Annotated in this window: 8 protein-coding genes, 1 tRNA gene and 1 pseudogene; 5 read left to right on the top strand and 5 right to left on the bottom strand. The window is 55.7% G+C overall.

From position 1 onward, the window contains the following. Window position 1: 1 nt before the first annotated feature. Together ACR0CR_RS08720 and ACR0CR_RS08725 are read left to right on the top strand one after the other, a co-directional pair. Window positions 2-499, top strand: coding sequence for an N-acetyltransferase family protein (locus ACR0CR_RS08720; RefSeq protein WP_480598225.1), 498 nt, complete (start codon window positions 2-4; stop codon window positions 497-499). Continuing rightward, complete coding sequence (locus tag ACR0CR_RS08725; RefSeq protein ID WP_480598226.1) at window positions 496-798, top strand: putative quinol monooxygenase; 303 nt, start codon at window positions 496-498, stop codon at window positions 796-798. Before ACR0CR_RS08720 ends, ACR0CR_RS08725 begins: the two co-directional genes overlap by 4 nt. A gap of 7 nt (window positions 799-805) precedes the next feature. Here the strand turns inward: ACR0CR_RS08725 and ACR0CR_RS08730 are convergent, their stop codons facing one another. Together ACR0CR_RS08730 and ACR0CR_RS08735 are read right to left on the bottom strand one after the other, a co-directional pair. Beyond that, window positions 806-1,231, bottom strand: coding sequence for a VOC family protein (locus ACR0CR_RS08730; protein ID WP_480598227.1), 426 nt, complete (start codon window positions 1,229-1,231; stop codon window positions 806-808). Between the two features lie 31 nt (window positions 1,232-1,262). After that, window positions 1,263-1,868 carry an rRNA large subunit pseudouridine synthase E gene (locus ACR0CR_RS08735; RefSeq protein WP_480598228.1) on the bottom strand — a complete coding sequence of 202 codons (606 nt, stop codon included), beginning with the start codon at window positions 1,866-1,868 and terminating at the stop codon, window positions 1,263-1,265. A gap of 212 nt (window positions 1,869-2,080) precedes the next feature. Here ACR0CR_RS08735 and ACR0CR_RS08740 point away from each other — a divergent pair, with 212 nt between their 5' ends. Next, the gene (locus ACR0CR_RS08740; protein WP_480598229.1) at window positions 2,081-2,668 is read left to right on the top strand and encodes an HNH endonuclease; all 588 of its coding nucleotides are present in this window, start codon (window positions 2,081-2,083) and stop codon (window positions 2,666-2,668) included. Window positions 2,669-2,671: 3 nt separating this feature from the next. On the opposite strand, the gene ACR0CR_RS08745 is transcribed toward ACR0CR_RS08740, so the two are convergent. Next, on the bottom strand, window positions 2,672-3,136 hold the full coding sequence (locus tag ACR0CR_RS08745) for a disulfide bond formation protein B (protein WP_480598230.1): 465 nt from the start codon (window positions 3,134-3,136) through the stop codon (window positions 2,672-2,674). Beyond that, on the bottom strand, window positions 3,133-3,711 hold the full coding sequence (locus ACR0CR_RS08750) for a YqaA family protein (RefSeq protein WP_480598231.1): 579 nt from the start codon (window positions 3,709-3,711) through the stop codon (window positions 3,133-3,135). Before ACR0CR_RS08750 ends, ACR0CR_RS08745 begins: the two co-directional genes overlap by 4 nt. A 145-nt stretch (window positions 3,712-3,856) precedes the next feature. Between ACR0CR_RS08750 and ACR0CR_RS08755 the strand changes: the two genes are divergently transcribed. Then, window positions 3,857-3,942 (top strand) — tRNA-Leu (locus tag ACR0CR_RS08755). Window positions 3,943-4,155: 213 nt separating this feature from the next. On the opposite strand, the gene ACR0CR_RS08760 is transcribed toward ACR0CR_RS08755, so the two are convergent. Next, complete coding sequence (locus ACR0CR_RS08760; protein ID WP_480598232.1) at window positions 4,156-5,649, bottom strand: BCCT family transporter; 1,494 nt, start codon at window positions 5,647-5,649, stop codon at window positions 4,156-4,158. A gap of 423 nt (window positions 5,650-6,072) precedes the next feature. Between ACR0CR_RS08760 and ACR0CR_RS08765 the strand changes: the two are divergent. Next, window positions 6,073-6,235 (top strand): annotated as a pseudogene (locus tag ACR0CR_RS08765) (TAXI family TRAP transporter solute-binding subunit); the annotation flags it as partial.

The raw sequence follows: 6,235 nt of genomic DNA on the forward strand, positions 1-6,235 counted from the left end.
TATGATCACCGTCCGTCCGATGATGCGAGAGGATGTGGCCGATGCCTGCCGCATCCTGAATGACATCATCGACATCGGTGGGACGACGGCGTTTGAAATCCCTTTCACTGAGTCCCTGTTCACGCAGAGCTATCTGGATGGGACTGACAAGGTTTGCGCCCATGTTGCCCTGGATGAGCAGGGCGAGGTCGCTGGTTTTCAGTGGCTCGGCACATATGAAGAATTGCCTGAGGATTGCGCCGACATAGCGACCTTTACGCGTCGCGAACCGGTGCTTAGAGGCGCAGGGCGTGCGTTGTTTGCCGAGACGGTCAAAATGGCGGCGGCTTTGGGGTTCAATGCGATCAACGCGACGATCCGGGCCGACAATGCGATGGGTCTGAGGTATTACGACAAGATGGGCTTTCAGGACTATTCCGTGGCCTATGGCGTTCCCCTGCGTGACGGAACGCCAGTGAACAGAATTTCCAAACGCTTTGACCTGAGAAAGGGCACATGATGCTGATCGTTACCGGAACTGTTGAGGTATCGCCCGAGGGCGTTGAAAAGGCCATCGCGGCGGCGCAGGCGATGGTGGCTGACACGGTCAAGGAACAAGGGTGTCTGGTTTACGAGTTCAGCCAGATTCTCGGGCAACCGAACCGGTTCCGCGTATACGAAGAATGGACCGATCAGGCCGCGCTTGAGGCGCATTTCCAAGCCCCTCACATGGCGACGTTTCAGGCCGCATTGGGTGAAGTTGGTGTGATCTCTAGCGACATCTGCCGTGTGGTTGGGGGCGAGAAGCAGCCACTTTGAAAACGGCTCAGCGCCACAAGCGACCTTCGGCAAACTCGACGGAATTCCCGGCGGGATCACGCACGTACAAAGACCGCGCTCCGTTGGGCCAGTCGAACTCGGCATCGATGGGGACGTTCCAATTCAACAGATGCCTACGAAGCGTGTCGATCTGATCGCGCGTCATCGTCAGGCAGACATGCCCCGCACCGCGCGCACCGTGCGGGGGAACAGGCAGATCCGGGTTTCCCGGTGGTTTCTCGGTCTCGTCGGCAACAAAGAGTAGCAGCACCGAGCCCGCGACCCGATAAAACACATGCCTGTCCGCGACGCGTTGGATTTTCTCCAAAGCCAGTATCTCACCATAAAACCGCTCAGCCGCATCCAGATCATCGACGTAGAGAGCGGCCTCAAGAATGCCTGTCGGCGCAGGTATGTCGCGTGAGAGTTTCATGCCTTAAGCCTATCACATATCGGCGTTTTTGTCACCGGCGTGGGCGGCGATCCCGTTTGCGCTGAGGCGCGGCGTTCACTTGAGGCTCAGGTAGACTGTCCCATTGACCTGGCTCCAAACCGTCCAACGACCAGTCACCAATCCGGGCTCGGATCAGGCGCAAGGTTGGATGCCCGACCGCAGCGGTCATGCGGCGTACCTGTCGGTTGCGCCCTTCGCGGATCGTGAGTTCGATCCATGTGTCTGGAACACTCTGGCGCTCACGAATAGGAGGGGTCCGCGCCCAAAGACCGTCGGGCTCATCCATCATCCGTGCCTTGGCAGGCCGGGTCAGGCCATCCTTGAGTTCAATACCATCGCGCAATGCCTTGAGCGCTGCCGTATCAGGTATCCCCTCGACCTGAACCCAATAAGTCTTTGCCATCTTGTGCTTGGGGTCCGAGATCTGCGCCTGCAACCGGCCATTGTCGGTCAACAGCATTAGCCCCTCGCTATCGCGATCCAACCGTCCCGCAGGATAGACCCCGGGCAGATCGATGAAATCAGACAAGGTGCGGCGCGGCGTATCCGCATTGGCGCGATCCGTGAATTGCGGCAGCACATCGAACGGTTTGTTGAAGCGGATGAACCAGGACATGGCACCGCCATAGCCCGCAGAACACAGCTGCGCAACCTGTGGATAACCGTCACACGGTTGTTACGGATTCGGCTTACCCAATCTTCGACATATTGTGGAAACTCGGGGCTTGTCAGAGTTTTAACACGATATATAGTCACGGTAAGGCCGGGGCGGGTGTTCCCCGCTCTGATGTCAAAAACGGGCAGCGCAGAGCGAGGAGCGATTCTGGTATGGACGGAGACTTCAGGACCGAATTTGTCAGGGAACCCGGTGCGCTGAGGCATCATCCGGCATTGGTTCTTAACGCCGATTACCGTCCTTTGTCTTATTACCCCTTGTCCCTTTGGCCTTGGCAGGAGGCGATCAAAGCGGCCTGGCTCGACAGAGTGGACATCGTGGCCGAATATGACGAAGTGGTCCGAAGCCCGAGTACCGAGATCCGAATACCCTCGGTCGTTGTTTTGAAAGACTATGTAAAACCCAGAAAGCGCGTGGCCTTCACGCGCTTTAATTTATTTCTGAGGGATGAATTCAAGTGTCAGTACTGCGGTAGCCGTGGAGAACTGACTTTTGACCACGTCGTTCCGCGCGCGGCCGGAGGGGTTACCAGTTGGCAGAACGTCGTTGCGGCGTGTAGCCCGTGCAATCTACGTAAGGGGTCCAAATCGCTGCGGCAGGCGGGGATGTCGCTGAACAAGCCGCCCCGTCAACCAGCCGCCGAGGCTTTGCGCAATATTGGCCGTAAGTTTCCACCTAATCATTTACACGATAGCTGGATTGATTTTCTCTATTGGGATGCTGAACTGGATCAGCAGTAAGTTTCAGCGCAACCGCCACGCAGCAAGCCAGATCAAAACAAGCCCTGCAGAAATCAGCGCGTTCCACCCCGCCATCGAAATCCCAAACATCTCCCATGGAATCTCATCGCAGCGCACCAGCGGCGCGGACATGATCTGATTGAGCAATTCCTCGGGTGTCAGACCTCCAATATCGCCGGACGTGCAGGTAGAGGGGCCTTCCCACCAGCCTTGCTCGACACCCGCGTGAAAGACGCCGATCCCGGCCGTTGCTGCGGCTGCCAGTGCTCCAAGAAGCGGCAGAGGGCGAATACCCGGGAAGACAAAGGCTGCAATGCCCAGGACAACGGCAATCCCGTGAGGATAGCGCTGCCAGATGCACATTTTACAGGGGGCCAGCCCCCCAAGGTATTGAAAGCCCCATGCACCCAATAGCATCGCCGCTGATCCGGCAGCAGCGATCAGGATCAGTCGTCTTTTTTGCGTCATAAGTACTTAACTACAAAAAATCCGCCGAACAGCAAGATGATGAACAGGGTGAACATCAGACCCAGCCGTTTCTCGATAAAATCGCGGATCGGTTCGCCAAATTTCCAAAGCAGACCGGCCACAAGGAAAAAGCGCAACGCCCGCGCCAGAATCGAAGTTGCGATGAACGTCCCCAGAGGCATTCCGGTCCAACCCGACATGATCGTGATGACCTTGTAGGGGAACGGCGTGACCCCTGCGGCCAGGACGGCCCAAAAGCCAAAATCGTTGAAGCGCATGTTGAATTCCTCCATCGCGTGGGCCTTGCCCATGGATTCGAGGATCGGCTGGCCAACGCTCTCATAGAAAAACGCCCCGATCGCATAGCCAAGCAATCCGCCCAGAACCGAAGCGACAAGGGCAATTGTTGCGATCAGCCACGCCCGCGAAGGACGCGCCAGAATCATCGGGATCATCAGCACATCGGGCGGGATCGGAAAGAACGAGCTTTCGATGAAAGCGACGATTGCCAGCGCCCAAAGGGCATGCGGGTGCTCGGCCAGACGGATGGTCCAATCATAAAGTGATCGCAACATAAGGTACAAAATTCCCAAACTCAGATCGGGCAAGCCAAACCACGCAGTCAGGCACCCGTCAACCGGCCTTGGAAAAACAAACCGAAGATTGGTTGATTTTTGCCTCTGGACCTTCCCGGTATTGAAGGCTAATCCAGTGGTCGTGGCCCAAGTGGCGGAATGGTAGACGCAGGGGATTCAAAATCCCCCGGTAGTGATACCGTGCCGGTTCGAGTCCGGCCTTGGGTACCAAAGTAAAAACAGAGGGTTAGGGAAACCTGCTCTCTGTTTTTTCTTTTCTCCGGTACTCACCTGGTACTCACAGAGGTACGTGTTGCGTTCTGATTTGCCCGAACGGATGAGGACTCAGTGATTGTTACGGGTCAGGTCGCAAGCTAAGCCAGACTAAAAAGCCGACAAACGCAAAGACATTGACGTTCAGCAGGGTGTCAATCAACGTGCTGCTCATGGTCGCTCTTCCCGTCTGAGTGTTTTGAACAAACATACCACCAATACTGGCACGATGAACACAAAGGCGATGGCCGACAGCGCGATGATCGAGCGGACCAATGCGACATCGCCCACCAGGATCATCGCCAATCCCAACGCGCCCAGAATTGCACCCCAGACCGTGCGGATGCGCGGCGATGGGTTCTCGTCCCCGCCGGTGCCGATCATGGCCAGTGTGAATCCGGCACTGACCACGCTGGTCACCACAAAAAGAAACGCCGCGATGATTGTTGCTGTACGGGTGATCCCGTTCAACGGGAACCGTTCCAACAAAGCAAAAGTCGTGGCGTCCAGACTGTCCGAGTTGATCGCGGACAGGGTTCCTTCCTGACGTAAGGCGTCGAAAAACCCCAACCCTCCGAATATGCCGAACCAGAGGATCGAAAATAGCGTTGGCGCAATGATGACACCGACAAGAAACTCTCGGATGGTACGCCCGCGTGAGATTCGTGCGATGAAGATGCCCACAAAGGGCGACCAGGCAAGCCACCAGATCATATAGTTCAGAGTCCAGTCCTGGAACCAGTTCACGACGGTTTCGTCAAAAAACTCAGCTGTAGAGAATCCGGCGGGCAAAACGTCGAACACATACCGCCCAAATCCGGTGACGATATCATTCATCAAAAACGACGTTGGACCAAGTATCAAAAGGTAAACCATTAAGGCGACGGCGATCAGCATCGCCGCATTGGAAAGGCGGGCCATTCCTTCGCCAAGGTCCCGCCGCAAAGGAATGATAAACGCGATGCAGAGGGCAACAAATACCGGTATTGTTAGATTGCCGGGCTCGGACGCTCCGATCAAACCTGCCAGTCCAGTTTGGATCTGAAAAACCCCAAGTGCCAGAGAACCCGCCAAACCGACTGCAATCGCGACAATCGACAAAAGATCAAACAGCCAACCCAGGGCAACCACCCATCTGGCCGTTCCTAGGGCATCAATCAGCGGCGCACTCAGCAACAGCGTGCCATGTCGGCGGTAAGCGAAATAGGCGATAACCAAGGCAACGACGGCGTATATGGCCCAGGCATGAAAACCCCAGTTCAGATAAGTAACGAACATGGCATAGCTCGCCGCTTCGGGATCATTGTTGTATTGACGGAGCACTTCGAAATGCGTCAGCGGTTCTGCTGCGCCATAGAACAGCAGACCAACGCCCATTCCGGCGGCGAACAACATGGCGATCCAGGCTGGTGTCGAAAATTCCGGTTCGACACCGTCGGGCCCCAGACGAATGTTTCCGAACCGGGAAACGGCAAGGAAAATGGCGACAAACAGCAACCCGCTCGCCTCCAGCATAATGAACCATCCCCGGCTGTCGAATTGCGTGGCGACGGCTGATGCAGCCAGCTGACCCAAGCCCTGAGGATCTGCAATTCCCCATATTGCGATTGCCGCGCTGATCGAAACGGCGATGATCAGCAATCGGCTCGGGGCGTTTTTTTCCATTATCTGATGGCCTTGCGGGTTTGAGGTCCAATTCATTCTAGTTTTAACCGCCCAATTTCAGTCCGGCAACGGGCTGTGAGCACGATCCACGTCGCAGCGCGACTTCACGGTCTCATCGGGTTGCTCCGACTCAGGAGCGCAGGCTCAATTGGTCAAAGCAACCAAAGGTTGTGATTTTGACGGTGTCAGAGGGGAAACTTCCCGTTGAACCATCAGAATTGAGGCGTCGGAAAGCTACGCGGACCAGAAAGCTTGACTTTGAGACTTTCAGAATGAAACGTTTTGGACATAGGGAGAAATTGGGAAAATCAGAGGTTTGAAACCGGAATCCCGGATGGGTCCATTGTTTTGGCCAGACGCTCTGGTTAGGGGCTTTTCTCCTGGCAACATAAAAATCAAGGGAGTTTTAAGATGAAAACCAGAATGAGAATGGGCCTTTCGACCCTTGCTGCCGCGTCGATGTTTTCAACTGCGGTTTATGCAGAGGAGTTTATCACGATTGGGACGGGTGGAGTTACGGGTGTTTATTATCCGACGGGTGGTGCGATTTGTCGTTTGGTGAACAAGGGTCGTAAGGAGCATGGGG

The sequence above is a fragment of the Ruegeria sp. AM2 genome, assembly GCF_056540685.1.

Excerpts from the sequence above, each read along its gene's own strand:
- ACR0CR_RS08750 (WP_480598231.1), bottom strand. The coding sequence starts at position 3,711 with ATGTTGCGATCACTTTATGATTGGACCATCCGTCTGGCCGAGCACCCG.
- ACR0CR_RS08740 (WP_480598229.1), top strand. The coding sequence starts at position 2,081 with ATGGACGGAGACTTCAGGACCGAATTTGTCAGGGAACCCGGTGCGCTG.
- ACR0CR_RS08730 (WP_480598227.1), bottom strand. The coding sequence starts at position 1,231 with ATGAAACTCTCACGCGACATACCTGCGCCGACAGGCATTCTTGAGGCC.
- ACR0CR_RS08735 (WP_480598228.1), bottom strand. The coding sequence starts at position 1,868 with ATGTCCTGGTTCATCCGCTTCAACAAACCGTTCGATGTGCTGCCGCAA.
- ACR0CR_RS08745 (WP_480598230.1), bottom strand. The coding sequence starts at position 3,136 with ATGACGCAAAAAAGACGACTGATCCTGATCGCTGCTGCCGGATCAGCG.
- ACR0CR_RS08725 (WP_480598226.1), top strand. The coding sequence starts at position 496 with ATGATGCTGATCGTTACCGGAACTGTTGAGGTATCGCCCGAGGGCGTT.
- ACR0CR_RS08760 (WP_480598232.1), bottom strand. The coding sequence starts at position 5,649 with ATGGAAAAAAACGCCCCGAGCCGATTGCTGATCATCGCCGTTTCGATC.
- ACR0CR_RS08720 (WP_480598225.1), top strand. The coding sequence starts at position 2 with ATGATCACCGTCCGTCCGATGATGCGAGAGGATGTGGCCGATGCCTGC.